The sequence below is a fragment of the Geodermatophilus sp. URMC 61 genome, from assembly GCF_052931555.1.
In genome coordinates this window covers 1,567,552-1,593,019 of record NZ_JBRFHZ010000002.1, presented here as the reverse complement: position 1 = coordinate 1,593,019, position 25,468 = coordinate 1,567,552, and the positions used below count along the sequence as shown (strand labels likewise).

Below are 25,468 nucleotides of genomic sequence, written 5' to 3'. Positions count from 1 at the left end.
ACCGGAGTGGCCCGCCCACCTGGACCTGGGTACAGGGTCTCGCGGGAGTCGTCACCGGTGCGCTGCTGCACCGAGGGCGCGTCGCCGGTGCCATGCTGCGCCGATGGCGCATCGGGGAGGTGGGCGATCGTCGCTGGCGCGGGCGCTGATGATGAGCCTCGCGCTGATCGGCGCGTTCGGTGCCGTCGTCGCCGGCGTCGAGATCGCCCTGTTCGCCGAGCAGCGCGTTGCTGCGTGGTGGCTGCTCGCGTCGTTCCCGGCCGGGGGATCGGTCTACCTGGCCGCAGGTCTGGAGGCGTGGCGGCGCCGGCCGAGCAACCGGATCGGCCCGATCATGGTCCTCGGGGCTCTGTCGTGGTTCGTGGTCGCCCTCGCCAACACCGGAACACCCGTCCTGGTGGCGGTCGGTGTCGTGCTCGCCACCACCCCGCTCGCCGTGGTGGTGTGGCTGTTGCACGCCTTCCCGTCCGGCCGCCTCCGCTCGCGCACCTCCCGCCTGACGGTGGTGGGGGGCTTCGTGGTGTCGCTCGTCCTCCAGGTCCCGGCGTACCTCTTCGATCCGGGTGCCAGCCCGGGCGGCATGCTCTCCGTCGGTCATCGGGTGGATCTCCTCCACGCCGGCACCTGGCTCCAGCGCGGCGCGGGGATGGTCGTCATGCTGATGACCGCCGGCGTGCTCGTCGACCGGCTGCGTACCGCGACGCCCGGCCAACGTGGGGTCCTGCTGCCGCTGTACGCCTACGGGATCCTGGCTGTCCTGGCGACGCCGCTCGGGCCGCTGCTGGGTCCGTCCGCCGGTCTCTCGGTCGTGCAGGTGGTCGGGTTCCAGATCGTCCTGCTGGCCGGGGTGCCCGTCGCCTTCGCGGCGGCGATGCTGCGCGGCGGGTTCGCCAGGACCGCCGAGATCCAGGAGCTCAGTGCCTGGCTGGCGTCGTCCGCCGCCACCCCGGAGCTGCTCGCCGACGCCCTCGGGCGCACCCTCGGGGACGCGTCGGTGCAGGTCGTCTACGCGTCGCGGGACGGGCGCGCCTTCGTGGACGGCGACGGCGCCACGTTCGACACGTCGGCGCTGGGTGAGCACCGCCACCTGGTCGACATCGAGCTCGGGTCGCGACGGATCGGCGCGATCGTCTACGACGCGACGGTCATCGACGACGCCGAGTTGGTCCGCGGGGCGGGTCAGGTGGCCGCCCTCGCCATCGACCACGACCGGTTGACGGCCGAGCTGCGGGCCAGCCACGCCGACCTGCAGCAGTCCCGCGCCCGCCTCGTCGAGGCAGGCGACCGGGCGCGGCAGCGCGTCGCCCAGGACCTGCACGACGGTCTGCAGGTGGAGCTCGTCCTGCTGGCGGTGGAGGCTCAACAGCTGGCTCGCATCGGCGGGGCGGCCGATCTCCCCGACGCGGCGACACGCCTCCGTGTCGGCATCGACGGTGCCGCCCGGCACCTCCGGGAGATCGTCCACGCCCTGATGCCGGCCGCCCTCGTCGAACGGGGCTTGACCGCGGCGATCGAGGACCTGGTCGATCGCATGCCGCTGCCCACTCGGCTGGCGGTGGCCGCGGTCGACGGGCGCCTACCGGCGACGGTCGAGAGGACGGCCTACTTCGTGGTCGCAGAGGCGCTGACCAATGCGGTCAAGCACGCCGCGGCCGACACGTTGACCGTGACGCTCCAGCACGCGCCCACGCGGCTCGTCATCGGCGTGACCGACGACGGCGTCGGCGGTGCCACCCAGGAGGGTGGTGTGGGGCTGCGTGGCCTCGCCGATCGTGTCGATGCCCTCGGTGGCCGGTTCACCATCGAGAGCCCGGCCGGCGGAGGCACACATCTGCTCGTGGAGCTGCCGTGCGGGTCGTGATCGGCGAGGACGAGGCGCTGCTGCGGACCGGGCTCACGCACGTGCTGCAGGCCGCCGGGTTCGAGGTCGTCGCTGCGGTCGGGGATGCACACGAGCTGGTCCGTTGCGCGGGAGAACACGTCCCCGACATCGTGGTCACCGACATCCGGATGCCGCCCGATCACAAGGACGCGGGCCTGCGGGCGGCGGTGGCGATCCGCCAGGAGCACCCCGAGATCGCCGTCCTCGTGCTGTCGCAGCACCTCCAGCGCGCCTACGCCGTCGAACTGCTGGGCGATCGCTCGTCGGGCGTCGGGTACCTCCTCAAGCAGCGGATCGCCGACATCGACACGTTCACGGATGATCTCCGCCGCATCGCTGCCGGCGGCACCGTCCTCGACCCCGAGGTCGTGAGCCTCATGGTCGCCCGCGCCCGGGGGAAGCACGACGCGCTCGACCGGCTGACCCCTCGCCAGCAGCAGGTGCTGGCCCTGATGTCCGAGGGCCGGTCCAACGCGTCGATCGCCCGAACCCTGTCGATCACCGAGCGGTCGGTCGTACAACACACGTCCCACATCTACGACGAACTCGGCCTGGCGCCCAGCGACGACGACCATCGCCGGGTACTGGCGGTGATCCGCTATCTCTCGTCATGAGCGGCACCAGCCTCCCCACCGGGCCGTCGACGCGAGCCGACCGCCGATGTCACCGGGCGAGGAGGGGTCGAGGAGACGCAGGGGTGGCCGCCCGTCGCTGCTGATCCTCGGCCACGGCCTCAGGCGGCGCCGTCGCCCGGCCCCTGGGCTCGCTCCACTGCACGACGGCTCCAGTCCGGACGGGTCAGGGGGAGGCGGTCGTGTCCGGGAGATCCTGGCTTGATAGCCAGCACCTGGTTCACGCCGACCCGGTGGCCCTCGAAGGCCAGCGCCGATCCCGCGAGGTACAGCCGCCAGACCCGGGCCCGGCCGGGGGAGGACAGTCGGACGGCCTCGTCCCATCGACGCTCCAGGTTGCTCACCCAGGCTCGGCAGGTCAGCGCGTAGTGCCGGCGGAGAGCCTCGACGTCGGCGACCTCGAAGCCGGCTTCCTCGAGGATCCGGACGTGGGTGGCCAGCGGCTGCAGTTCGCCGTCGGGGAAGACGTAGCGGGTGAGGAACGAGCCGGGATCGGGGCGGTCGGGGCCGGCTGCGGGGCCGCACGCGATGGCGTGGTTGAGCAGCCGACCGCCCGGGCGCAGCAGGACGTGCAGCCTGGCGGCGTAGAGCGGCAACTGAGCCAGGCCCACGTGCTCGGCCATCCCGACCGAGGCGATCGCGTCGAAGGGTCCGTCGACGACCTCGCGGTAGTCCTGCAGGCGGATCTCGACGAGTTCGGACAGGCCTGCCTCCGCCACGCGCCGGGTGGCCAGCTCGGCCTGGGCGGCGGAGATGGTCACCCCGGTCACCGATGTCCCGTACCGGGCTGCGGCGTGCAGCGCGAGGGAGCCCCACCCGCACCCGACGTCGAGCAGCCGCATCCCGGGCCGCAGATCCAGCTTGCGGCAGACGAGGTCGAGCTTGGCCTCCTGCGCCTGCTCCAGCGTCGCCGCCGGCTCGGGGAAATAGGCACAGCTGTAGACGAGCGAGGGTCCCAGCAGCACCCGGTAGAAGTCGTTCCCGACGTCGTAGTGGTGGCGGATGGCGCGCCGATCCCGCCCGAGCGAATGCCGGATCCCACTCAGTCGGGCCTCCTCCGGCGGTGGTGCGGGGGGCGGTCCGACGACCCCGAGGCGCAGCAGCGGGCCGGCCAACCGGGCGAGAGCCCGTCGGTCCAGGCGCAGCTCTGGGCGGGCCGGCATCCGGTCCGGGAAGCTCAGCGCCGAGTAGATGTCCCCCTCGATATCGAGGTCCCCGCTGACGTAGGCGCGAGCGAGGCCCAGCTCCCCGGGCGCGTAGACCAGCCGGCGCAGGGCCCGCCGGTGGCGCACGACGAGGGTCGGTGCACCGTCGACGACGGACGCCGAGCCGTCCCAGCACCGCACGGACAACGGGATGGGGGCCCCGAGCAGCAGCCGCCCCAGCTCGTCCACCAGTCCGGCAGCCCGGCGCGGGGAGGAAGCGGCCATGCCCGACCCTGGCACAGCGCTCCGAACCGCGGTCCTCACCGGTGACCGGGATCCCCACCGCTCGGTGGGAGTCCGCACGCATCTCCACGGCCGGCATCGGGAGGAGGACCCCACGGGCCCAGAGGTGGTGGGGGGTTCAACTCGGTGTCCGAGGCGACACGGTACATACGCACACGGCTCTCGCCTGTCGAGTGACCGCTCCGTGCTGTCAGGGGGCCATCAGCGGGGTACCGGCCAGGCGCGCAAGACGCTCGCCGCGCACCGCCAGAGGTGGGGTTCCTCCACCGCTGTCCTCCCTGCTCAGGGCTGGGCCATTCGGAAGACGGGCCAGCCGATCTGGGTGCGCCAGGCGGCCGGTTCTGCCGTGTCGCGGGGCCCGACCACGTAGGTCTCCCGGACCGGTCCGGCCACCACGAGCGCGTTCCTCACGACCCAGGCGCCCAGTTCTCCGTAGGTGACGTCGATGTCGTCGTGCTCGCCGACGTGGGTGGTGACGGCCAGCTCGACGGCCGGCAGGGTCAGCGGGTGGACCCGGCCGCTGTGCGGGGGGTGCGCCGTCGTCCGGTACACCAGCAGGTGCCCGCGGCCGGTCTCGAACAGCGCGTTGTCGTACAGGCCGCCCGGGGGGCCGGTCGGCTGCCTCACCACGGCGTCCAGCTCGGCCATGGCACCGGCGTACCAGTCGAGGACGTGGTCGTGCTCCACGTCGTCCTCGACCGCGGCAACCGTGGTCGCCGGCACCGCACGCAGCTCGACGTCGAGCGGGGCGGGCTCCGGCCGCAGCAGCCGGCGCAGCGACGCGACCGCGGCACGGGTCCGGTCGAGCTCGGACTCGAGTCGCTGCAGGTGGTCGGAGACCAGACCGGCACGGGTGCTCGGGTCGGGGGAGCGCAGGATGCGCTGGACGTCGGGCAGTGGGACGTCGAGCTCGCGCAGGCGGTGGATGACCTGGGCGGTCGGGATCTGGTCCGCGGTGTAGTACCGGTAGCCGCTGGCGGGGTCCACCGTCGCGGGCTCGAGCAGGCCCGCGTCGTGGTAGCGGCGCAGCGTGCACACGCTTAGGTGGGTCAGCCGGGAGAACTCGCCGATGGCCAGCACCGGAGCACTGTGCACCCTCTCCCCGGGGGAGGGTCCAGTGCTCGACCCTCCCGGAGTGGGAGGCCGCACCGTCGGGGCATGACCACACCGACCAGCATCCAGTCCAGCGAGCTCCCGGCCGCGATCGGGGACTTCCTCACCGCCCACGCGGCCCGAGACGTCGACGCAGCCATCCGCGCCTTCAGCTCCACGGCCGTGGTCTTCGACCAGGGACAGACCTTCCGCGGGACCGACGAGGTCCGCGAGTTCCTGCGGAACGCCGGAGCCGAGTTCACCTACACGACCGAACTCATCGGCGCGCAGCGCATCGACGACACGCACTGCGTGGCCACCAACCGTCTGGAGGGGGACTTCCCCGGCGGACTGGCCGAGCTGGACTACCGCTTCGCGATGGACGGCGATCTCATCGCGGAGCTGGTCATCGCTCCTCACTGACCCCGGTTCGCCGGGCGCCGGGTGCACGGCCCCGCAGCGAGCCGAACCGCAGCCGCTCCGCACGGCGCAAGGCTGGGAGCGAACTGCTCGAGGACCGTGGCGAGTGCGCGGTTGCCGGAGATGGCCACGAGCACGCCGTGCAGCTCGTCGTCGGCGCGGGGAGCGGCTTCGACGTCGTCGGCCTCGATGGCGGCGGCAACCGGCGGTTGGCGTCGCGCATGGCGGCCAGGTCCGCCGCGACGAGGCCGGCGACCGGTATGCGGCGAACAGCACGAGAGTGAGCCGGTCCGGCTCCTTGGTCGTGCCCTTGCAACCCGCAGCCCCGGGCTGCGGCGTCGAACCGGGCGGCTCAGCCGCCCACGACTGGAGAGGAACCGAACCATGTCCGCCAACACCGCAGCGACCCTCACGGACACGTCGAAGCCCACCGTGGTGCTCGTCCACGGGGCTTTCGCCGACTCGTCCAGCTGGAACGGAGTGATCGCCCAGCTCAGGTGACGGCTATCCGGTGCTCGGGGTGGCCAACCCGCTCCGTGCCCTGCACAGTGACGCCGAGGTCCTGCGCAGCGTCCTGGCCAGCGTGGACGGGCCGATCGTGCTCGCCGGCCACTCCTACGCGGAAGCGTGATGAGCGAGGCCGCCGACGGGAACCCGAAGGTGAAGGCGCTCGTGTACGTCGCCAGCTTCCTCCTCGAGGAGGGCGAGAGCACCGGCGAGCTGGCCGGGAAGTTCCCCGGCAACGAGCTCGGGCCGGCGCTGCGCCCTGTGCCCGTCGGTGGTCCCGACGGGCAGACGGTGCACGACCTGTACATCGAGCAGGAGAAGTTCCGGGAGGTCTTCGCCGCCGACGTGCCGGAGGAGGTCGCCGCGCTGCTGGCCGTCACGCAGCGGCCCATCGTCGCCGACGCGCTGGAGGGGAGGGCGACGAAGGCGGCCTGGAAGACCATCCCCTCCTGGAACCTCGTCACGGTCCGGGACCTCGCCGTCCCGGCCCAGTCCCAGCGGTTCATGGCCGAGCGTGCGAGGTCGCACACCGTCGAGGTCGACGCCTCCCACGCGGTGACGGTCTCCCAGCCCGGCGCCGTCGCCCGGTGGATCGACGAGGCCGCACGCGCGACGGCCAGCTGACGGGACGGCGACCGCCACCGGGCCCGCCCGACGCCGCGACATGGAGCGCAGCAAGCGTCGTCGTGTGGTCGCTGGCAGTGTGGACGGCATGGCCTCTTCCGCTCCCGTGGTCGTGGTGACCGGTGCGAACGGGTTGGTGGGCGCCGCGGTGTGCCGGGCGCTCGTCGAGCGGTCGGCGCGGGTGCGCGCCGTCGTCCGACGCGTCGGCAGCGCGCCTGCGCTCGACGGAGTCACCGAGCTCGTCGGCGACTTCGCCGACGAGGGCCTCGCCCGCACGGTTACCCAGGGCGTCGACGCGGTCGTCACGACGGTCCACCCGATGGGCGCGTCCCGAGAAGTGCAGCACCGGGTGGGCGTCGAGGGCACGCCGGTCCTCGCTCGGGCTGCCCGGGACGCCGGCGTCGCCCGGTTCGTGCACGTGTCCACGGCCGGGGTCTACGACCGCTCGGCCGGTGTCGGGGACGTGGCCGAGGACGGCGCCCTCCTGCCCGAGGGCAGCGGCGACTACCCCGACACCAAGAACGCCACCGACGCCGCGCTGGCACAGGTCGGCGGGCTCACGACCGTGCTGGTTCGCCCGCCGGCGATCATGGGCGCCGGGGACACGTCGGTCTGGAACACGCTGCGACCGCAGCGGGTCCGCCGCGGTGAGCGCCGAGCGAACCCGGCCAAGACCTGGGCCTGGGTGCACGTCGACGACCTGGCGGCCCTGATCGCGGACGTCGCCACGGGCGCCGTCGCGACCGCCGACGACCCGGCGCGAGGCCCCGTGGCCAGCGGCACGACCCCGGTCATCGTCGCGGGCGAGGCTGCGACGTGGCGGGACTACCTCGGCACGGTCACCGACGCGCTGGGCGTCGCGCCCGAGTGGACCGACGAGCCGGTCTGGACCGGGCAGCTGCTCACCGACCGCGCGCGCCGGTGGGGCTGGGCGCCGCGGGTGAGCCTCGCGCGAGCCATGGACGAGCTGCGGCAGGGCCTGACGACGCGCGCGTGACAGCAACGCCGGGTCTGCCACCGGCAACGGAGAGCGCACACCGAGCGGTGCGCCTCGACTGTGTCCGAGGGGCGACACGACCGGCGTCCTCGGCGACGATGCCAGCGGCCGGCACCAGGTTGGGCTCGCCCAGGGGCCGGACGTCGAGGTGCTGGTGGGTCGCGCCTTCCAGGAGAGCACGTCGGCCGGTCGTGGCAGGTCGACCGAGACCGTGGGTCGCGCCTCGGCGGAGCGGGACACCGCACCGCGTACACGTCAGGTCGCGCGGCGGATGGGCTGGCGTGGGAGGCGATCGTCGCGGGAGCGGACGAGCTGACGTCACCGGTGCTGCGCGGGACCGTGGTCCGGGCTCCAGCGGGTGGCACACCCGTCCGATTCGGATGTCGGGGACCAGGGAGAGGGAGGAGCAATGGGTCTGTTCTTCACCGACTCGCTGTTCGAGGATTTCGCCGTCTCTCTCGGGTTGGGTCTCGGCGGTCAACTGGGTGAGGTCGCGGCGGTCTGCGCGCAGATCGGGGAAGGCGACGACGACGCCTGGTACACCGCGTGGTCCGCGGCGGCCGACCGGCTGGCGGAGGAGGCCGACGACGCCGCCAGGGGTGGCCATCGCGTCAGTGCGCGGGAGACCTACCTGCGGGCGTCGCTGTACTACGCGGCCAGCTACCACCCGTTGTTCGGCGCCCCGGTCGATCCGCGGCTGCTGACCGCGTTCCGCAAGCAGTCGGAGGTCTTCGCCAAGGCCGCGGCCGCCGCCGACCCACCGGGTGAGCCGCTCGAGATCCCGTTCGAGGACACGGCCCTGCCCGCGTACTTCTTTCGCGCCGGCACCGGAGCCGAGCCCCGGCCGCTGCTCATCGCGACCAACGGCTACGACGCCACGCTGTTCGAGATGTACCTCGGTCAGGCGCTCCCGGCGCTCCGGCGGGGCTACCACTGCCTGCTGTTCGACGGGCCGGGGCAGGGGCGGCTCCTGTACGAGGACGGCGTCGTCATGCGCCCCGACTGGGAGAACGTGGTGGGCCCGGTGGTCGACCTGGCGCTGCGACGTCCCGAGGTCGACCCGCAGCGGATGGTCTTGACCGGCTGGAGCCTCGGCGGCCACCTGGCGCTGCGGGCTGCCGCCGGCGAGCACCGCCTCGCCGCGTGCGTCGCGGACCCGGCACTGTTCGGCATCCTGGAAGGGGCACGGGCCCGGCTGCGTGCCGCAGGTCTGCCCGAGGCCGTCATCACACGGCTGCCCGATGTCGACGAGGGCACCCTCGCGGCGCTGACCGCGGGCATGCAACGCAACCGGGCGCAGCGCTGGGTCACCGAGCAGCGCGGCTTCTGGGTCCACGGCGTGCAGTCGTACGCCGACTACCTCCGCGTCGCCGCCGACTTCACGCTCGCCGGTCGTCTCGACCGCATCGCATGCCCGACGTTGCTCTGCGCCGCCGAGGACGACCCGCTGTCGAGCACGGCGACCGCTGTCGACGACGGGATGACGGCTCCTCGGACGCTCGTGACGTTCAGCCGGGCCGAGGGGGCGGGCGACCACTGCGAGATGCGCAACCGCGCGCTGTGCGACCTGAGGGTCTTCGACTGGCTCGACCAGACCCTCTCCGCTCCCGCGCGACAGCCGGTGGACGCCGGGCGCTGAGGTCCTGGACGGTGGCCGTCCGCGCGCTCAACGCGACCGATCTGCCTCCGTGGACAGGGGGAAAACCCCCACGATCGGCGATCGTGGGGGTCCAACTCGTTGTCCGAGGGGCGACACGCTACCTACGCACACCCCTGCGTCTGGGGGACTGATCCGCCTCGCGTCGCGGAGAACTGGGCACGGCGCTGGCTGTTGCCAGCTGGAATCTCACCGGTGGCGTCCACATTGACTGGCCACCCGCTACCGGAAGGCAGGTCCTCATCCACCGGGACCGGTCGTCCTCGCCGCGATCTCGGCCTGGACGCGCACGGGGCGAGACATGCCCTAGGTGCTGAGCGCGGTGAGCAGGTCGAGGCCGACTCGGTCGACGCTGTGCAGGTCGTTGGCCAGGGCGACCACGCCCACACCGGCGGCCGGCACGAACCCGGCGAACGCGCGGAAGCCGCCGGTGCCGCCGTTGTGCCAGAGCAGGACGTGCTGGCCCCCCATCGGCACCCGCAGCCAGCCGAGCCCGATGCCGAGTCGCTTGCCGGGGCGGCGGTCCGGGTGGGTGAGTGCGATCGCCGGTCCGAGCGGGGTGTCATGCGGGCGGAGTTGGGCGTGCAGGAAGGTGAGCATGTCGGTGGCCGTGGAGCGCAGCGCCCCAGCGCCGGGCAGGGCGGCGACCCTCCAGTGGCCGGTGGTCCGGCGGCGCCGGCGGTGGCCGACGGCCTCGCGCTCAGTCTGCTCACGGTCTGGGAGGAGCACGGTGTCGGCCATCCCGAGCGGTTCGCAGATCCGCGAGCGCACCAGCTCGCCGAAGTCGCGCGTGGCAGCCGCGGCGACCAGTGCGTGGCCCAGCACGCCGGCACCGAGGTTGGAGTAGGCGATGCGGCCGGTGCCGGGCGTGCGGCGCAGCTTGGTCTGGCGTAGCGCGGTCAGCAGCGCGGCGCGGTCGATCGCCTCCCACGGATCGCCGTCACGGGCTTTCCACTGGACGCGGAGCGCGGCCAAGAACGGCATCGGGTTGTTGGGCAGCCCCGCGGTGTGGGTCGCCAGGTGCTCGACGGTGATCACCGCGCCGTCGCGAGTCGGGACGTCCACCTCCGGCAACAGGTCGCCGAGCGGCGTGTGGAGCGACAGCTCGCGGCGCGTCACGGCCTCGGCGAGCAGCAACGCGGTGAACACCTTGGTGACCGAGCCGATCTCGAACAGGCTGTTCGCGCGCGGCGCCGGGCCGTCAGGCGCGCGAACGTGCCCGATCGGCACGACACACCGTGCACCCGCGGACGTCACCGCCCCCACCACCAGGCCGACGTGCTCCTTGCCGTGCCGGGCGGCGATGCGGGGGACGGTCTCATCGAGAGCGCCGGGGTCCATCAGCGGTTCCCGCCGTTCGCCGGCTCGGGAGAGCGGCTGTCGCGACGTGGATCAGTGGGCCGGGGCAGGGGCATGGGCACGATCGGACCGTGCCGGTGACCGTGGCGCAACGGTGCAGGGCCGCGCGAGCAGGCAGGCGTGCGGCTCAGCCACGGGCCGCCCGGAGACCCCCACCGTCCTGGGCGTCGCCGGCAGCCCGCCGTCCTTCGAGTCGCCGTCGCCGCTGATCGGTCCTCACGTGGGACGACGCTGGCGCTACTGCGGTGGCCCCGTCGGCCGGCCGCAGCCACTTCCCTCATCGGGGTCCTCGCCTCAGAGCGGCAGGCCGCGGTGGGTCATCGTCATCAGCGCGATGGCAGTGGCAGCGACGAGATCGACGATGGCGCAGAACGACGGCCACCAGCGGGTGTTGGCGACGAACCCGGTCCGGTGCTGCCAGAGGTCCTTGAGGCCGTGGCCTGCCAGTCCGCCGACGATCAGCCAGGCCGGTCCGGTCACCGCGATCCCGGCGATGACGACGAAGACAGAAGCGACGCCGGTCTCGACGGCGATGACCGTCCGCCGCCCGTCCGCGACGCTGAAGCCGACGTACACCGCCGCGATGAGCGTGAGCCCCAACGAGTAGACGGTGGAGGCGGTCAGCCAGGGAAAGCCCAACGGCGACGCCGCCTGCAGGCCTCCGAACACCACGCCCCACGCCGCCGGAGCACGTACCAGGCGAGCGGGCATGGCTGCCCATGGCGGTCCGGCTGTCGGCCGATGTCCACGCGCGACCACGGCGGTCAGGTGGGCAGCGAGTCCGGACGTCCGTCGGGCGGTCCAGGTCACGGTTCCGACACCGCTGAGCTGGTTCTCGCCGCCTGCACCACGTCCTCGATGGCGGCGACGCTGAAAACGGAGTCGGAGGCATCGAGGAGCAGGGACGCGTGCGTCGCCGGCACGAGCCGGTGGCTGCTGGTGGAGGAGAGGTCGGCCAGGGCGTCCTGGGCGGCCGGCCAGCCGGGTTGGTGGTCGCCGGCGGTGGCGGTGACGACGACGAGCGGGGTGCTGCCGACGCCGGTCAAGGCCTGCGCCTGCTCGAAGACCTCCGGGTAGGCCGCCACCTCGTCCCGCGCGGCGCGCAGCTGCCGCGTGCTCCGGTCGAACGCCTGCACCTGCGCCTGGGCCGCGTGCGGGAGGTCCGGCGGGGCGCCGGAGTCCAGCAGCGGGCCGGCACCGAGGCGCTCGAGGGTGGGGAGGAGGGACGTGGTCCGCCGGATGAGCGCGTAGGCGCCGGGATAGTCGGGCAGCGAGGTGAACTGCTGGGGGCTCGAGGAGTCCAGCAGGACCAGGCCGGCGACGTCGTCGGGGTACTGGGTGGCGTAGACCATCGCGTACGGGCCGCCCACGGAGTGGCCGGCGAGCACGTACGGGCCGGGCTCGCCGGCCCGGCTCAGCAGGGTGTGCAGGTCGGCCGCCACCTGCCGGCCGTCCTTGGGGCCCGGAGCGCCGTCGCTCCATGCCTGGCCCGCCCGGTCGTAGGAGCAGACCCGCGTCGTCCCGGCGACCGCGGGCTGCACGAGACCCCAGGCGGCGGAGGTCTCACCCATTCCACCGAGCAGCACGACGGTGGGGCCGCCGGTGCCGGTGCAGGACAGGTGCAGCCGGTGGCCCCCGACGTCGTACAGCTGTCCTGGCATGGGCGGCGGGCCGCCGGCGAACGCCGTGCGCAGGGTCGCCGCACCGCCGCCGACGGAGGCGAGCAGCAGCAGGACTAGTACGGGGGAGAGCAGCCAGAAGGGGGCCCGGACGCGCAGCGACCGCACGGCACGGGCGGTGGTCCAGGCCGTGAGCGCCAGGAGGAGGGGTGGCCAGACCCAGCCGGCGGCGGTCAGCGCCCTGTCGCCTGGTGCGAGCACGAGCAGCGCCGCCCCGGCGGAACCCAGCGCGGCCGCCGGTACCGCTGCCCAGCGCTGCGGCTGGTCGGTCAGCATCGCCGCCCCGACGGCGAGCGCGGCCCACCCCAGCGCCAGGCCGAGCAGGCCTGTGCCGACGAGCACGTGCTCGGGCGCGCCGGCGAAGGCGCCGACGGGAAACGCCACGGCAGCGAGCGGGCCGATCACGACCGAGCCGGCCACCACCCAGGCCAGGCGGCGGGCCGACGCGCGACGGCCGCCTCCCCGGATGACACCGCGGTCGGAGGAGCCCGTCGTCGTGGGTGAAGCAGCTGTCGTGGCCACGGGACGACGATGGGCGAGGCGCGTCGACGGCGCCAGGACGCGGGCTTGACGAATCCGGCCACACCGACCCGTACGGTGAGGCAGTGGGTGACCTCGGCGTGGCGGTGGTGACGTTCCCGTCGGCGCAGATCCTGGACGTGACCGGCCCGCTGGAGGTCTTCTCCAGCGCCACCCGACTGGTGCCGGCGGCGGCGTACCGCACCCAGGTGGTGAGCTCCTCGGGCGGTCCGGTGCTGGCCAGCTCCGGGCTGTCGTTCGGCACCACAGCACTCACAGATGTCGTGGAGCCGGTGGACACCCTCGTGGTCGCCGGCGGCCGCGACATGGCCGAGGCATGCGCGGACGAGGACCTGCTGGCGCACGTCCGGCGGCTGGCGAGCAGCGCCCGACGGATCACCTCGGTCTGCTCGGGGGCCTTCGTCCTGGCGGCCGCCGGGTTGCTGGAGGGGCGGCGGGCCACCACACACTGGGCGGAGTGCCAGCTGCTCGCAAGCGCGCACCCGGACGTGTCGGTCGACGGCGATGCGATCTACGTGCGCGACGGCGACGTCTGGACCTCCGCCGGCGTGACGGCGGGCATCGACCTGGCGCTGGCCCTGGTCGCGGACGACCACGGCCCGCGGGCGGCGGCGGCGGTCGCCCGGCACCTGGTGGTCTACCTGCGGCGGTCCGGTGGGCAGACGCAGTTCTCTCCGCTGCTCGCCGCTCAGGCAGCGGAGAGCGAACCGGTGCGGGAGCTGCTGGCCTGGCTGCCCGATCACCTCACCGCAGACCTGTCGGTGCCCGCCCTGGCCCGCCGTGTGCACCTGTCCGAGCGGCAGTTCAGCCGGGTGTTCAAGACCGAGGTCGGGGTGACGCCGAGCGAGCACGTGGAGAGGTTGCGGCTCGAGGCGGCCTGCCAGTTGCTCGAGACCACCCGCCACGCCGTCGACCACATCGCGCGCATCTGCGGATTCGGCGCGCCCGAGACGATGAACCGCGCATTCCGTCGCCGGCTGGACACCACCCCGGGGGACCACCGGCGCCACTTCGGCCACCTCGCGGTGCAGTAGGTGGATCCTCGGGACGGTCGGACGACGCTGAGCGGCAGCGGCTGGTGCACCTCGCCGCGGCCACCCGCAGCCGCGGGTTCGTCGATGTCGGCCTCCAGCAACCCGTGCACCGCAGGGGTACCCGCCAGGATGACCGGTGGCACGGCATCTCCTCGGTGGGCCCGCTCGTCATCGGAGAAGTTGGGAACGTCCGGGAGGAGGAGCCCTGCACGACCCCGATCGTCCGCCGCCTCACGCCGTGTCGAGCCACCTCCTCCGGCAGGCTCCTGGGCATGCTCACACCCGCAGAGTTCGAGGACCGACGACTGATCATCGGGGCCTGACGAGTCCAACGACCCGACTCCGTCGAACCCGGGCACACCAGAGTCTGCGGACTCGCCGGGGCGGTCCACCTGCAGCGACCCGGCCGAGGCGGGCCGGTGGTGGTGTGTGCCGCTCGGCGAGACGTCCGTGGACGCACGGGACCCCCACCCCCGCTGGCGGTGGGGGTCCCGTCCTCGCTGCGTGGGCAGGGGTCCGGCGTCGGCTCAGGCAGCCCGCTGGGCCCTCATCCGCCGCAGGTCCTCGGCGTCGATCGCGACGAGGGAGGCGCCCTTGGTCTCCCTCATGACGAGCGCGGCCACCAGGCTCACGCCTGCGGCGAGCGCGACGTAGATCGCGATGGGCACCCAGTTGTTGTACTCGTTCAGCAGGTATGTGGCGATCAGCGGCGCCCAGGAGCCGGCCACGATGGCGGTGGCCTGGTAGCCGATCGAGACGCCGGAGTAGCGCATCCGGGTGGGGAACATCTCCGCCATGATCGCGGGCTGGCCCGCATACATCAGGCCGTGCGCGATCAGGCCGAGCATGATCGCGGCGAGGATCGCGAAGGAGTTCTGGGTGTCGAACATCGGGAAGGCGATGAACGGCCAGACCGCGGTGGCGAGCGTGCCTGCGATGTACACCGGGCGCCGCCCGATCCGGTCCCCCGCCGCACCGATGAGCGGGATGACCACCGCGTGCAGCACGTGGCCGAACAGCAGCAGGAGCAGGATCCGGTCGGTGTTGACCCCGATGAACGCCAGGTAGGTGATCGAGAACGTCACCACGATGTAGTAGACGATGTTCTCGCCGAAGCGCACGCCCATGGCGGTGAACACGCCGCGCGGGTAGCGCTTGAACACCTCGATCAGGCCGTAGCCGGCCGCCTCCTCCTTCTCGGCCTGCTCCTGGGCCGCCTTGAAGGTCGGCGAGTCCGAGACCTGGGTGCGGATGTAGTAGCCGATGACCACGATGATCACCGACAGCCAGAAGGCGACCCGCCAGCCCCAGGACAGGAACTGCTCGTCGCTGAGGGTCACGTTGAGCACCAGCAGGACGATGGTGGCGAGCAGGTTGCCCAGGGGGACGCCGGCCTGGGGCCAGGAGCCCCAGAAGCCACGGCTCTTGTTCGGGCTGTGCTCGGCCACGAGCAGGACCGCGCCGCCCCATTCGCCGCCGAGGGCGAAGCCCTGGATGAAGCGCAGGGTGACCAACAGGATCGGAGCCCAGTACCCGATCGCGGCGTATCCGGGCAGGCAGCCCATCAGGAAGGTGGCGCCGCCGATGAGGATCAGCGAGAACTGCAGCAGCGTCTTGCGGCCGATGCGGTCACCGATGTGGCCGAACACGATACCGCCCAGCGGGCGGGCGATGAAGCCGACGGCATACGTGGCGAACGCGGCGATGATGCCGTCCAGCTCGTTGCCGGTGTCGGGGAAGAACAGCTGGCCGAAGACCAGGGTGGCGGCGGTGCCGTAGAGGAAGAACTCGTACCACTCCACCACGGTGCCGGCCATGGAGGCGCCGACGACCTTGCGCAGGTACGGCAGGTCGGCGTGGTGCTCGTGCTCCATCCGGTGTTCGAAGTCGAGCGTCTCCTCGTTGAGGGGCGGGCGATCGGACATCAGTTGCGCTCCTTGCTGTCGATGCTGCCGTCGGTGACCTTCACCACGGCAGAGCAGGGCAGATTTCCGGCACCGGCACGGGCATCGCTGAGGGGCTGGTGATTCGAGGTGTACAGGTGACCGACCTCCAGGTCGGTGCCGGTCCGGTCGGCGGCCACCGCCGGCCTGTCCTCCAACGCCAGGTCAGGGGGGACGTGGTGGCGGAGTCGTTGCCGGACGATGCGTTGTCCGACCTGCTGGGAACGGGGTACCGGTCGTCCAGCGCCCACGAGCCGCCGGACGATGCAGTGGGGCCGGACGAGGCAGCGGGGATGTCCTGGAACACGTGGTCGAGGCCCAGCCGGCCCGCGCGGGTGACCCCTCGGGCCAGGCCGGTCGTGGTGGTCAGCGCCAGGACGCCGCTGCAGACCTGGGCGGCCTGCCCCGTGGTGGGTCCTCCGGTGGCGATGATGGTGCCCGCCATCGGCTGGGTGTCCTGCCCGGCCGCCTCGACGTCGGCCTCGACGCCGCCGATCATGGAGGTCAGAGTGCCCCCGGTAGCGCCTCCGGTCCAGCCGGGGACGGGCGCGTCGACGAACCGGGAGCCCGCCGGCGCCGCGGCGTCGGGCAGCCGTCGAGTCGATCCGACGTCGATGGCGGAGCTGCTGACGAGGCGGGTGCCGGGCATGGGACTGCTCCTCGAGGCTGAGGCATGAAGCATGTTGCTCCGGCTTCTCCCACCCCGCACGTCCGGCGCCTGCCTCGGAACGGGATGCACGGAGGCGGCGTCAGGCGCGGGGCTCGCTGTCCCCGGGCCGCAGCAGCAGCTTGCCGGTCGTCTGCCGCGCCTCGAGTGCCTCCTGCGCCCCCCGTGCGTCGGCGAGGGGGAAGCGCCCGCCGATCGACACCCGGAGCCTGCCGTTGGCGACCCAGTCGAAGACCTCGTCGGTGCGTGCCCGCAGCTCCCCTCGAGAAGCCGTGTAGTGCACGACCGTCGGCCGGGTGACGTACAGCGAGCCGCCGGAAGCCAGTTGGGAGATCTCCACCGGTGGTGGCGGGCCGCTGGCCGTGCCGTACACCACGAGGATCCCGCGGGGGCGCAGGCTGGCCAGGCTGCCCTGGAAGGTGGCGGCACCCACCCCGTCGTAGACCGCGGCGACGCCCTGACCACCGGTGAGCTCCCGGACCCGGTCGGGGACCTCGTCGTAGTGCAGCACCTCGTCGGCTCCGGCCTGGCGGGCGACCTCGGCCTTCTCCTCGGTCGACACCGTGCCGATCACCCGCCCGCCGCGCAGCCGCACGACCTGGGTGAGCAGCTGTCCCACTCCGCCCGCGGCCGCGTGCACCAGAACGCTGTCCCCGGGCTGCACGCGGTAGGTGTCGGTGGCCAGGTACTGCGCGGTGACGCCCTGCATGAGGACGGCGGTGGCGTCGTCGTCCTGGACGCCGTCGGGCACGGGAACGGCCATGGCGGCGTCCACGACCACGAAGTCCGCGTAGCTGCCCTGCCCACCCCGCAGCCAGCCGACCCGCTGACCGGCGGCGAGGTCCTCGACCCCGGTCCCCGCCTCGACCACGGTCCCGACGCCCTCGACCCCGGCCACGAACGGCACCGGCAGCGGGGTGCCCCCGGTGCGCTGGTAGATGTCCATGTAGTTGACCCCGGCCACCGAGACCTGGACCAGGACCTGCCCGGGACCGGGGGAGGGCCGGTCGACGTCAGTGACCTGCAGGACGTCGGCCCCTCCGGTCGAGGACACCAGCACGGCCCGCATCGTCGTCTCCTGTCGGGGCGGGGACAGCGCCCACTCGCGCGGTCCGGTGATCGTTGACGGTGGAGGTGCGTGTCCGCGGACCTGCTGATCCGGGACGCCCCGGCGGCGCGCCCGTGCTGCGAGCACCCGCCGGTGGCGTGGACGGGGTCAGCCGGCCGGCGTGTCCAGGGTCCCGTCGACCTTCTTCACCAGCACGCTGCAGTCCTTGTTCGCCTGGCCGGCGTCGATGAGCGAGGCCATGGCGTCGCGGGCCTGGGTGACGAACGGCAGCGGCGTGCCGGTGGACTCCCCGGCGTTGACGGCAAGGCCGAGGTCCTTGTGCAACAGGGCCACGGAGAAGCCGCCCTCGAAGTCGCGGTTGACCGCTGCGCTCTCGACTACGCCCTTCTCGGGGTACCAGGTGCGCAGCACCCAGGAGTCGCCGGAGGAGGTCGCGGCGATCGAGTGGAAGGTGGCCGGGTCCAGGCCCAGTCGCTTCGACAGGACGGCGCCTTCGCAGGTCACCGCCAGGATCACCCCGCACATCATGTTGTTGACGATCTTGGCGGCTTGGCCGTTGCCGGCGTCACCCGCGTGCACGACCCTGCCGCCGAGCACCTCCAGCAGCGGCCGGACCTCCTCGAGGTCCTCCGCCTTGCCGCCGACCATGATCGTGAGGGTGCCGGCCGCGGCGCCGGAGACGCCGCCGGAGACCGGCGCGTCCAGGAAACGGGCGCCCGCCTCGGTGGCGACCTGGTGCAGCTCGCGGGCCACGTCGATGTCGATCGTGGACTCGTCGACGATCAGGGTCCCCGGCCGGACGTTGGCCAGCACGCCGTCGGGGGCGGTGAGGACCTCCCGTACGTGCTCGCCGCGCGGCAGCATCGTGAAGACGATGTCGGCGTCGCGCACCGCTTCGGCGATGCTGCCGACCACCTCCACGCCCAACCCGGCGGCTGCCTGTGCGGCGGTCTCGCTGACGTCGTAACCGCGCACCGCAGTACCTGCCGCAACCAGGTTCGCGGCCATCGGGCCGCCCATGTTCCCCAGGCCGATCCAGGCCACGTTCATCCGGACTCCTCCGCTCTGTTGCACTGCCTCTGACGTCGGCCGCACGCTCGAACCACCGTCCGAGTGGCTGGCCGATCCGGTGGCGGCTCCATCGTGGGCCTGGACAACCCCTGTGACCACCCTCACTTGCCCACGACGGTCGTGCAGAAACGCACAACGACGTGGTGGCCGTTCCTCGGACGAGGTCGCCGCGCCACTGCACGGACCGGAGGCGCCGGGTGCTGGGTGCGGACGACACGGTGGTCTTGCTGGAGGTCGCCCGGTGCGGGACCCTGCTGGGCGCGGCCACCGCCCTGGGCATCGACCACTCCACCGTCTCCCGGCGCCTGACCGGGCTGGAGGAGGAACTCGGCGGTACCGTCGTCATCCGCTCGACCCAGGGCTGCCGACTCACCGACCTCGGCCGCGAGGTGGTGACGGCCGCCGAACGCATCGAGCAGGCCCTGGCGGCCGTGCGCGGCGAGCCCAGAGCCCGACGGACGCCTCGCCGTTGAGTGGTCCGGCCAGGTCAGCTCCACCGAGGCCTTCGGAGTCCACCTCGTCGCCCCGGTGCTGGCCCGACTGCGGCGGCAACACGCGCAGCTGCTGGTCGAGCTGGTGGTAGCGACCTGCCCGCTGCTGCAGACCGTCGGTGCCGACATCGAGTCGTCGTCGGCCAACCCGGGGCCAGCCGGAGCGACACGGTGCGGCTGACCGATCACCGGATCGGCATGTACGCCGCCTCGACTACCTGGAGCGCCGAGGGATGCCGCGCTCGCCCCACGACCTGGGCAACCACACGCTGGTCTTCTACATCGAGCCGCTGATGCGGATCACCGATCCTGCACATCATCCAGCGGCCCTGCCCGGATGCCACGATGGGCTTCGCCTCGACCGACGTGTTCGCGCGCGTCGAGCCCACCAGGCCGGCAGCGGGATCGGTCTGCTGCCCGCCTTCCTCGGGGATCGGGAACCGGGCCTGGTCCGGCTGTTCCCGGTCGAGGTGTCCATCCCCCTCGACTACCTGGCCTCACTTGCGCCGCGCGTGCTGCGCCGCCCGCGGCCCGCCTGGTCATGGACGAGCTGAGCCAGGAGGTCATCCTGCGCCGGTGTGAGCTGCTGGGCTGCACCGACGTCTGAGGACCTCAAGGGGTGGCGGTGCGCTTCTGGGTCGCCGCGCCGGTGTTGATCTTGACGTTGATCTGCTTGATCTGGGTGAAGGACTCCAACATGCCCTCCAGGGAGAACTCCCGGCCGATGCCCGACTGCTTGACCCCGCCGTAGGACTGCCCGACCATCTGCCCGCCGCCCTGGTTGACCTGCACCCAGCCCGACTGGATCCGGTACGCGGCGGTCAGTGCCCGGCCCAGGTCGTTGCACCACACGTAGGCGGCCAGGCCGTAGTGGCTGTCGTTCGCCATGGCCAGGACCTCCTCCTCGTCGCGCCAGGGGATGACCACCATGACCGGGCCGAAGATCTCCTCCCGGGACAGGCGCCAGGCGTTGTCGGCGCGGGAGAAGACGGTCGGCCCCAGGTAGAACCCGTCGAGGTCGCGGGGCACCTGCCCGGAACCGTCCAGGGCCACCGACACGTCGTCACGGCTCTTGCCCTCGGCGACGTAACCGGTGACCCGGTCGAACTGGTCCTGGTTGATCAGCGCGCCCATGTCGCTGGCTTCGTCCAATGGGTCACCGACCACCAGCTGCTGCAGTCGGGCGACCGTGCGGTCGAGGAACTCGTCGTAGACGTCCTCGTGCAGGAAGAGCCGGGAGCCGGCGGTGCAGCTCTGCCCCTGTCGGGTGAACCGCATCGCGGTCAGCACGCCCTCGACGGTGGCGTCGTCGCAGGAGTCCGGCCACACGATGCTCGGGCTCTTGCCGCCGAGCTCCAGGGAGACCGGCACCAGCCGCTGCCCGGCCACACCACCGACGATCCGGCCGACCTCCGTGGAGCCGGTGAACGAGACCTTGTCCACGTCCGAGTGCCCGGTGATCGCCGCACCGCAGTCCTCACCGAAGCCCGTGAGCACGTTGAGCACACCCGGGGGCAGGTGCGGAGCGCACAGCTCGGCCAACCGCAGGACGGTCAGCGGCGCATCCTCGGCCGCTTTGACCACGATCGTGTTGCCGGCCGCGAGCGCTGCAGGGATCTTCATCCCGGCGATCATCAGCGGGGAGTTCCACGGCAGGATGGCGCCGACCACGCCGATGGGCTCGCGGATGCTGTACTGCAACTGCCCCTCGCCTGCCGGCAGGACGACGCCCTTGACCTCCGTGGCGACGCCACCGAAGTAGCGGAACAGTTTCGCCAGGGTCTGGCTCTCCGGCCGGGCCTGGGTGCGCAGCGCGTTGCCGGTGTCCTGGGCGGTGAGCCGGGCCAGTTCCTCGGCGTGGGCGTACAGGTCGTCGGCGATCGCCAGCAGCGCCTCCTGCCGTGCGGTCGCCGGCAGGGCGGCCCAGCCGGGGAACGCGGCCCGGGCGGCCCGGACGGCGCGGTCCACGTCGGAGGCGTCGGCGCGCGGGACCCGGCCGAGCACCATGCCGCGGCGGGACGGCGAAGTCACCTCCGTCCAACGGCCGTCGAGGGCCTCGACCCATTCACCGCCGATGTACATGCCCCAGTCGCGACCGGTCTGGTCGCCGGTGGCTGCGTGCGAGGTGGGGGGTGCGTCGACCGACATGAGATCCCTCTCCGTTGGGGGTGACCCCTTGCATGGTCGACCGCTACCCGAGCGGCGGCTAGGCCATTCGCGCGCATCCCCCGTGCGCCACTGCACACGGTCCGGCCGAGGAGATGGGGACTGCCCCCAGTCGAGTTGACGCCCACAACCCGGGGCGGTCCACGTCTGGGGTCCATGGGAGCGGTGAGGGCTGATGCGTCAGATCGGCGTGCGGATACCGGCGGCCGGTAACGACCCGCCGGTGTCCGCCCTCCCCTGCTCGATGCATGGACGGGCCATGGAGCCCCCATGGGTCAGCCGGGTCGGGTCGGCGGCCTCAGGTGGATCTTCTACCTCAGCGGCCGGCGGTCCACCGGCCGCTGACGCCCGCACAGCAGTCCGACCGCGCAACCGGCTCACCGTACCCAGCACCATCCCGGGAGGCCCCGTGCTCCGTCTCATCGGCTCGCAACCGGCTGCTGGTCTGTCAACCGCCGGGTCTCCGGCGTGGGCCCCCTGGTCGTCTCGGCGCGTGCGGCGTTTCTGGTGGGGCTCGACACCACCGCGCTCAACGTCGCGCTGCCAGCGGTGGGCCGCGACCTGCACGCCGGCCTGGCGATCTTGACCGCGGGACTGGCCTTCCTCCCGGTCATCGTGCCGTACATGGTCGCCTCGACACTCGCCGGCGCGCTGCTCGCCGGGGTGCCACGTGCCCCGCTGGCCGTCGCCGGGCTCATCACGGCCGGCCTGGGGATGGCCTTGCTCCGCCACGGACGGCGTGAGCAGCCTGCTCGCATTCGTCCCGGGTCTCGCGCTCGCCGGTTCCGGCGCCGGCCTGTTCAATCCACCGCTCACCGGCGCAGCGCTCGCGGCGCTCCCGGCCGATCGCCTCGGCGTCGGGTCCGGGCTGCTGTCCACCCTGCGTCCGGTCGGCGTCCTGCTCGGAACCACCGTGCTCGGCCTCGTCCTGCGCGCCGAGGTCGCGCACACCTCGCCGCTCGACGGCGCTGCCCTTGCAGCCACCCAGGCGGGGGATGTGGGTCGAGCGGCCGCGCTCTCCGACACGGCCCGCGCAGGCGCCGCGGCCGCGTTCACCGACGGCTTCCACGCCGCCGGCACCGCCGCCGCGCTCGGGTTCCTCGCCGCCGCGGTCGCCGCGGTCATGGTGCGCGGCCACACCAGGCAGACCTGACGGGGCGTCCACCCACCCTCGAGTGCACCCGTCGCTCGCTCCTGAGCCGGGACGAACGGACGGATGACGACCACGCGACCGGTCGGGTCCGAGGGCGACGCGCTCCACCCGCCCGGCGGTGAGGTCACGGGCTGACGGCTCTGCCCGTCTGCCGATCGGTCGACCGGAGGGAGCGCTCCGCGGGGAGGGCTAATAAGTTCGCCTCGGGGCAATCAGTCGCAGCGCACCGGGCGGACGTGACCTGGCCCGCCATCGCGTGCGGCGGCTGGTGGCTCTACCCGACCAACGGACGGCTCTGCCGAACGGAAAGGGGTTGGTCGTGATCGGGATCGACGCCGTGCTCGACGACGCGGGGCTGGGCAACGGCCGCGTCCGGGACTTCGTCCGCCACTGGGCCGCGCACACCGGTGCAGCGCAGATCGAGGTGGTCAACGCCTCCGACGACGAGCGGCTGATCCGTGAGGCGCTGGAGGCCGGCGAACTCCTCCCGGCGGGCGACGGTCGGTACTACTCCCGCAGCCACGTCAAGGACACCGCCCGTTCCGAGGAGCGCACCGTCGTCGCCACCGGTGACCCGGCGGACAGAGGGGTCTACAACAACTGGCGGCCCGCCGACGAGATGCGCCCGCTGCTCGAGGAGCGCATGCGCGGCGCGTCGGCCGGCAAGACGATGTACGTCGTCCCCTACCTGATGGCGCCGCCCGGCTCGCCGCTCGCGCGTCACGCGACCGGCGTCGAGCTCACCGACTGCCGCACCGTCGTCCTGCACATGATCCGGATGGCGCGGGTCGGCGTGCAGCACGTCGAGGAGCTCGACGACCCGGACAGCTTCGTCCGGGGAGTGCACATCACCGGTGACCTCGAGACCCTCGGCCAGGGGACGCCGGAGGACCAGCGCTACTTCGTCACCGCCGCCGACCAGCGCACGATCCTGCACTACGGGTCCTCCTACGGCGGCAACGCGCTGCTCGGCAAGATCGCGCACGGCCTGCGCCAGGCCTCGTACGACGGGTGGCGGTCGGGCGAGTTCCTCGCCGAGCAGTTCATGCTGCTCGGGATCACCGACGAGCAGACCGGCCGCACGTACCACATCTGCGGCGGGTTCCCCAGCGCCTCGGGGAAGACGAACTTGGCGATGATGCTGGCCCCCGACGCGCTCGGCGACCGGTACCACGTCACCTTCTACGGCGACGACATCGCGTGGTTGCGGGTCGACCCCGAGGACGGGCGGATCTACGCGATCAACCCCGAGTTCGGCGTGTTCGGCGTGGCGAAGGACACCAACGAGACGACCAACCCGACCGCGGTCACCGCGATCGGTCCGGGCACCGGCACGATCTTCACCAACGTCGCCCACAACGAGGACACCGGCGAGGTCTGGTGGGAGGGCAAGACGCCGCACCCGCCGGCCGACACCGCCGGGTGGCGGGACTGGACCGGACAGCTGGTCAGCGAGCGGCCGGAGGAGGCCGGGGACTCGGCCTGGGCGCACCCGAACAGCCGGTTCACGACGACGCTGGCCAACATCCCGAACATCGCACCCGACTTCGAGAACCCGCGCGGTGTGCCGATCGACGCGATCATCTTCGGCGGCCGCACCCGCGACCGGGAGCCGCTGATCCGCGCGATTACCGACGTCGCCGAGGGCGTCTACGACGGCCTGACCCTGGGCGCCGAGGCGACCTTCGCCGCCGAGGGCACCGAGGGCGTGCTGCGCTACGACCCGATGTCGATGCGGCCCTTCCTGTCCTACCCCGAGGGCGCGTACGCCGAGCACTGGCTGGAGATCATCGGCGCCGCCCGGGAGCGGCCCGTCTTCGCGCACGTCAACTGGTTCCAGCGGGACCCGCACGACGGTCGTTTCCTGTGGCCGGGCTACCGCGAGAACCTGCGTCCGCTGCTGTGGCTCGTGCACCTCGAGGCCGGCGAGGTGAGCGGCCGGCAGACGCCGGTCGGCATCGTGCCCACGGCGGAGGAGCTGGACCTGCGCGGCATGGACCTGCCTGCCGGCGACCTCGAGCGGCTGCTCACCATCGACGTCGAGCGGTGGCGGGAGGAGATGGCCCACCGCGCCGAGCACCTGGCGCAGTTCCGCGACCTGCCGGAGGAGATCTGGGCGGCGCACCGGCGGGTCGCGGCGGCGCTCGACGCGGAGGCGGGCTGACCGTCGCGTGCACCGCGCGATCCGTGGCCCCGAGCCCGCTACACGCACGAGGCACACGAGCCGTGGCCGGTCGTTCCGCACGGTGAGCCGGAGGCGCCGACCAGTCGGCCGTTGACACCGTTCGGATGTGCCGTCGTCGATCACGCCATCAGGAGGACCCCCATGGCCGCCGGGCTCCGCCGCAACCCGACACCGGAACGGAGCGGGAGCGGCTGCCGGCGATGACGGCGTCCGGGGGGACGTCGCTGGTCACCACGCTGCGGCGCCGATGAGGGGGCGCCGTCGCCGGGTGGACGACGGGGTCAGGGCGGCGGTGGGAGGGTGGCGCCGAGGCGGCACGCCGTCGTGGCCGCTGCTGCGGCGGCGCGGGCGAAGGCATCGGCGTCCGCCTGGCCGAGCGGTCGGCGCAGCAGCACGCGCAGGTGGTAGAGGGGGCCGGTCGCTGCCACGAGCAACCGGTGGGCGTCGGTCTCCGCGGGGACCTCGCCCCGGGCGACCGCGCGGTCGACGACGACGGCGCACCGCCGGTACCGGTCGGCCCAGAACCGGCTCAGCGCCTCGGCGGCCTCCGCGGAACGGAACGAGGCGGCGATGACGGCCACGGTGGGCGACGGGTCCGCGGTGAGGGCGTCGCACACCTCCCGGTTGATCGCCACCAGGTCCTCCTCCAGGCAACCGGTGTCCGGCGGTCGCCAGTCGTCCTCGGTTCCCAGGTCGAGCAGGTCGACCAGCAGCATCGCGGTGCTGCCCCAGCGCCGGTAGACGGTCGTCCGGTGCACGCCTGACCGTGCGGCGACCGCCTCCATGCTCAGCGCGTCGAAGCCGCCCTCGGCGAGCAGGGCGGTGACGGCCGACAGGACCGCGCTTCGCACG

At 72.8% G+C, this 25,468-nt stretch carries 22 protein-coding genes and 1 pseudogene; 11 read left to right on the top strand and 12 right to left on the bottom strand.

All coding sequences use genetic code 11. The features are described 5' to 3' along the window. The first annotated feature begins 103 nt into the window (after window positions 1–103). Together ACU610_RS07435 and ACU610_RS07430 are read left to right on the top strand one after the other, a co-directional pair. Window positions 104–1,861 (top strand): sensor histidine kinase, encoded by a 1,758-nt coding sequence (locus ACU610_RS07435; protein ID WP_446767064.1) that lies wholly within the window; start codon window positions 104–106, stop codon window positions 1,859–1,861. Then, a complete protein-coding gene (locus ACU610_RS07430; RefSeq protein ID WP_446767063.1) occupies window positions 1,849–2,496 on the top strand; it encodes a response regulator transcription factor in 648 nt (215 codons plus the stop codon). The genes ACU610_RS07435 and ACU610_RS07430 overlap by 13 nt, the downstream gene beginning before the upstream one ends. 119 nt (window positions 2,497–2,615) lie before the next feature. Here the strand turns inward: ACU610_RS07430 and ACU610_RS07425 are convergent, their stop codons facing one another. Both ACU610_RS07425 and ACU610_RS07420 read right to left on the bottom strand, forming a co-directional pair. Further along, window positions 2,616–3,944 (bottom strand): class I SAM-dependent methyltransferase, encoded by a 1,329-nt coding sequence (locus ACU610_RS07425; RefSeq protein WP_446767062.1) that lies wholly within the window; start codon window positions 3,942–3,944, stop codon window positions 2,616–2,618. Between the two features lie 300 nt (window positions 3,945–4,244). After that, the gene (locus ACU610_RS07420; RefSeq protein WP_446767061.1) at window positions 4,245–5,042 is read right to left on the bottom strand and encodes a MerR family transcriptional regulator; all 798 of its coding nucleotides are present in this window, start codon (window positions 5,040–5,042) and stop codon (window positions 4,245–4,247) included. Window positions 5,043–5,120: 78 nt separating this feature from the next. Between ACU610_RS07420 and ACU610_RS07415 the strand changes: the two genes are divergently transcribed. The 4 genes from ACU610_RS07415 (at window position 5,121) to ACU610_RS07400 (ending at window position 9,241) form a co-directional block, all read left to right on the top strand. Further along, a complete protein-coding gene (locus ACU610_RS07415; protein WP_446767060.1) occupies window positions 5,121–5,477 on the top strand; it encodes a nuclear transport factor 2 family protein in 357 nt (118 codons plus the stop codon). 627 nt (window positions 5,478–6,104) lie between these two features. Next, window positions 6,105–6,605, top strand: coding sequence for an alpha/beta fold hydrolase (locus ACU610_RS07410; RefSeq protein WP_446767059.1), 501 nt, complete (start codon window positions 6,105–6,107; stop codon window positions 6,603–6,605). A gap of 88 nt (window positions 6,606–6,693) precedes the next feature. Further along, a complete protein-coding gene (locus ACU610_RS07405) occupies window positions 6,694–7,602 on the top strand; it encodes an NAD-dependent epimerase/dehydratase family protein (protein ID WP_446767058.1) in 909 nt (302 codons plus the stop codon). A 409-nt stretch (window positions 7,603–8,011) separates the two neighbouring features. Continuing rightward, a complete protein-coding gene (locus ACU610_RS07400; RefSeq protein WP_446767057.1) occupies window positions 8,012–9,241 on the top strand; it encodes an alpha/beta hydrolase family protein in 1,230 nt (409 codons plus the stop codon). A gap of 324 nt (window positions 9,242–9,565) precedes the next feature. Here ACU610_RS07400 and ACU610_RS07395 read toward each other — a convergent pair whose 3' ends face one another. The 3 genes from ACU610_RS07395 to ACU610_RS07385 form a co-directional block, all read right to left on the bottom strand. After that, window positions 9,566–10,600 (bottom strand): serine hydrolase domain-containing protein, encoded by a 1,035-nt coding sequence (locus ACU610_RS07395; RefSeq protein ID WP_446767056.1) that lies wholly within the window; start codon window positions 10,598–10,600, stop codon window positions 9,566–9,568. A gap of 312 nt (window positions 10,601–10,912) precedes the next feature. Beyond that, window positions 10,913–11,329, bottom strand: a complete 417-nt coding sequence (locus ACU610_RS07390; protein ID WP_446767055.1) for a hypothetical protein — start codon at window positions 11,327–11,329, stop codon at window positions 10,913–10,915. A gap of 95 nt (window positions 11,330–11,424) precedes the next feature. After that, a complete protein-coding gene (locus ACU610_RS07385) occupies window positions 11,425–12,681 on the bottom strand; it encodes an alpha/beta fold hydrolase (RefSeq protein WP_446767054.1) in 1,257 nt (418 codons plus the stop codon). Between the two features lie 221 nt (window positions 12,682–12,902). Between ACU610_RS07385 and ACU610_RS07380 the strand changes: the two genes are divergently transcribed. Beyond that, window positions 12,903–13,871 carry a GlxA family transcriptional regulator gene (locus ACU610_RS07380; RefSeq protein WP_446767053.1) on the top strand — a complete coding sequence of 323 codons (969 nt, stop codon included), beginning with the start codon at window positions 12,903–12,905 and terminating at the stop codon, window positions 13,869–13,871. A 527-nt stretch (window positions 13,872–14,398) separates the two neighbouring features. On the opposite strand, the gene ACU610_RS07375 is transcribed toward ACU610_RS07380, so the two are convergent. From ACU610_RS07375 to mmsB, 5 genes and pseudogenes are all read right to left on the bottom strand, one after another. Further along, window positions 14,399–15,796, bottom strand: a complete 1,398-nt coding sequence (locus ACU610_RS07375) for an MFS transporter (RefSeq protein WP_446767052.1) — start codon at window positions 15,794–15,796, stop codon at window positions 14,399–14,401. Then, on the bottom strand, window positions 15,796–15,954 hold the full coding sequence (locus ACU610_RS07370; RefSeq protein WP_446770769.1) for a hypothetical protein: 159 nt from the start codon (window positions 15,952–15,954) through the stop codon (window positions 15,796–15,798). The genes ACU610_RS07375 and ACU610_RS07370 overlap by 1 nt, the downstream gene beginning before the upstream one ends. Before the next feature lie 299 nt (window positions 15,955–16,253). Beyond that, window positions 16,254–16,463 (bottom strand): annotated as a pseudogene (locus tag ACU610_RS07365) (NAD(P)-binding domain-containing protein); the annotation flags it as partial. Between the two features lie 100 nt (window positions 16,464–16,563). Further along, window positions 16,564–17,550, bottom strand: coding sequence for a quinone oxidoreductase family protein (locus ACU610_RS07360; protein WP_446767051.1), 987 nt, complete (start codon window positions 17,548–17,550; stop codon window positions 16,564–16,566). Between the two features lie 147 nt (window positions 17,551–17,697). Then, on the bottom strand, window positions 17,698–18,600 hold the full coding sequence (gene mmsB, locus ACU610_RS07355) for a 3-hydroxyisobutyrate dehydrogenase (protein ID WP_446767050.1): 903 nt from the start codon (window positions 18,598–18,600) through the stop codon (window positions 17,698–17,700). Window positions 18,601–18,839: 239 nt separating this feature from the next. Between mmsB and ACU610_RS07350 the strand changes: the two genes are divergently transcribed. Together ACU610_RS07350 and ACU610_RS07345 are read left to right on the top strand one after the other, a co-directional pair. Continuing rightward, window positions 18,840–19,094, top strand: coding sequence for a LysR family transcriptional regulator (locus tag ACU610_RS07350; RefSeq protein WP_446767049.1), 255 nt, complete (start codon window positions 18,840–18,842; stop codon window positions 19,092–19,094). A gap of 251 nt (window positions 19,095–19,345) precedes the next feature. Beyond that, window positions 19,346–19,666, top strand: a complete 321-nt coding sequence (locus ACU610_RS07345; protein WP_446767048.1) for a hypothetical protein — start codon at window positions 19,346–19,348, stop codon at window positions 19,664–19,666. A 58-nt stretch (window positions 19,667–19,724) separates the two neighbouring features. Here ACU610_RS07345 and ACU610_RS07340 read toward each other — a convergent pair whose 3' ends face one another. Next, window positions 19,725–21,260 (bottom strand): aldehyde dehydrogenase family protein, encoded by a 1,536-nt coding sequence (locus tag ACU610_RS07340; protein WP_446767047.1) that lies wholly within the window; start codon window positions 21,258–21,260, stop codon window positions 19,725–19,727. A 757-nt stretch (window positions 21,261–22,017) separates the two neighbouring features. On the opposite strand from ACU610_RS07340, the gene ACU610_RS07335 reads away from it, so the two are divergent. After that, window positions 22,018–22,431, top strand: a complete 414-nt coding sequence (locus ACU610_RS07335; protein ID WP_446767046.1) for a hypothetical protein — start codon at window positions 22,018–22,020, stop codon at window positions 22,429–22,431. Between the two features lie 319 nt (window positions 22,432–22,750). Next, the gene (locus ACU610_RS07330; RefSeq protein WP_446767045.1) at window positions 22,751–24,595 is read left to right on the top strand and encodes a phosphoenolpyruvate carboxykinase (GTP); all 1,845 of its coding nucleotides are present in this window, start codon (window positions 22,751–22,753) and stop codon (window positions 24,593–24,595) included. A 302-nt stretch (window positions 24,596–24,897) separates the two neighbouring features. Here ACU610_RS07330 and ACU610_RS07325 read toward each other — a convergent pair whose 3' ends face one another. Further along, window positions 24,898–25,467, bottom strand: a complete 570-nt coding sequence (locus tag ACU610_RS07325; protein WP_446767044.1) for a TetR/AcrR family transcriptional regulator — start codon at window positions 25,465–25,467, stop codon at window positions 24,898–24,900. Window position 25,468: the final 1 nt, after the last annotated feature.